This window comes from Pseudomonas sp. XP1 (assembly GCF_053557675.1).
Window position 1 is genome coordinate 220,786 of sequence record NZ_JBNRIJ010000005.1, and the last position, 1,579, is coordinate 222,364.

The 1,579-nt window shown below is 60.2% G+C and carries 2 protein-coding genes; one reads left to right on the forward strand and one right to left on the reverse strand.

Annotated elements, in window-relative coordinates:
* On the reverse strand, positions 1–752 hold a 752-nt coding region (locus tag ACK1U9_RS07340; protein ID WP_449109795.1), incomplete at its 3' end, for an exodeoxyribonuclease III.
* Positions 753–832: 80 nt separating this feature from the next.
* Here ACK1U9_RS07340 and pyrE point away from each other — a divergent pair.
* Positions 833–1,474 (forward strand): orotate phosphoribosyltransferase, encoded by a 642-nt coding sequence (pyrE, locus tag ACK1U9_RS07345; protein WP_003253405.1) that lies wholly within the window; start codon positions 833–835, stop codon positions 1,472–1,474.
* Positions 1,475–1,579 lie beyond the last annotated feature (105 nt).

The window sequence follows — 1,579 nt, forward strand, 5'->3', positions numbered from 1 at the left end:
ACGATCAGCGGCGCATGCTGGGAGAAGCGCGGCTGACGCGGCAGGCGGGCGTTGCGCACGAAGCGACGCAGGCCCGGGGTGAGGATCTGGTAGTCGAACCGGTAGCCCAGGTTGAGCATTTCGGCCTGCTCGTTGTCCGGCCACCAGCTGTACTGGTCGCCCTCACGGCTGACTTCGCGCAAGGCATCGACGTAACCCATTTCGCCAGTGATCGCGTCCATCCAGGCACGCTCCGGCGCCAGGAAGCCCGGCGACTGCTGGCTGTCACGCCAGTTCTTGATGTCGAGCTTCTGCTGCGCCACGTAGAACGAGCCGCAGTAGATGTATTCGCGACGCTTGCGACGCTGTTTGTCCAGGTACTTGGCGAAGTCGTCCATCAACTTGAACTTCTGGTTCAAGTCTTCGTCGCCGTTCATACCCGAAGGCAGCAGCAGGCTGGCAATACTGACTTTGTCGAAATCTGCTTGCAGGTAGCGCCCGTAGCGGTCGGCTGTCTCGAAGCCCAGGCCGGTGATGACTGCCTTGGGCTGCATGCGCGAATACAGGGCCACACCACCTTGGGCAGGCACCTCCGCGTCGCAGGCATAAAGGAAATAGCCATCGAGCTGGAAAGCTGGGTCATCGAGTTCAAAGGCCGAGGCGCGGGTATCCTGAAGGCAGATGACGTCGGCATTCTGGGCTTGCAGCCAGCTGAGCAAACCACGCTCGGCCGCAGCCTGAATGCCATTTACGTTCACACTGATGATCCGCATAAATGGCCCCAAAAATCTCGTGCGTGTATGATACCCGAGCTCAACCCATTTAGCTAAATCCGTGGTGTCCGGGACTATCCATGCAGCCGTATCAGCGCGACTTCATCCGTTTTGCCATCGATCGCGGGGTACTGCGTTTCGGTGAATTCACTCTGAAATCGGGGCGTACCAGCCCGTATTTCTTCAATGCCGGCCTGTTCAACACCGGTTCCGCCCTGGCCGAACTGGGCCGTTGCTATGCCGCAGCCATCGTCGACAGCAAGATCCCCTTCGACGTGTTGTTCGGCCCGGCCTACAAGGGTATCCCGCTGGCAGCGACTACTGCCGTGGCCCTTGCCGATCAGCATCAGCTCGATGTGCCATGGTGCTTCAACCGCAAGGAAGCCAAGGACCACGGTGAAGGTGGCAGCCTGGTCGGCGCACCGCTGGCCGGTGACGTGCTGATCATCGACGACGTGATCACTGCCGGTACCGCCATTCGTGAGGTCATGCAGATCATCAATGCCCAGCAGGCCAAGGCCGCTGGTGTGCTGATCGCGCTGAACCGCGAAGAGCGTGGCAATGGCGAGCTGTCGGCGATCCAGGAAGTGGAGCGTGACTTCGGTATTCCGGTGGTCAGCATCGTTTCTCTGACCCAGGTTCTGGAGTTCCTGGCCGATGACCCACAGCTGAAGCAGCATCTGCCAGCTGTCGAGGCTTACCGGGCGCAGTACGGTATCTGATCCGGGCCCGGAAATGAAAAAGGCGACCTTCGCATGAGGGTCGCCTTTTTTGTTTCGCCTGTCCCGGCCTCTTCGCGGGTAAACCCGCTCCCACAGGATCTCCAC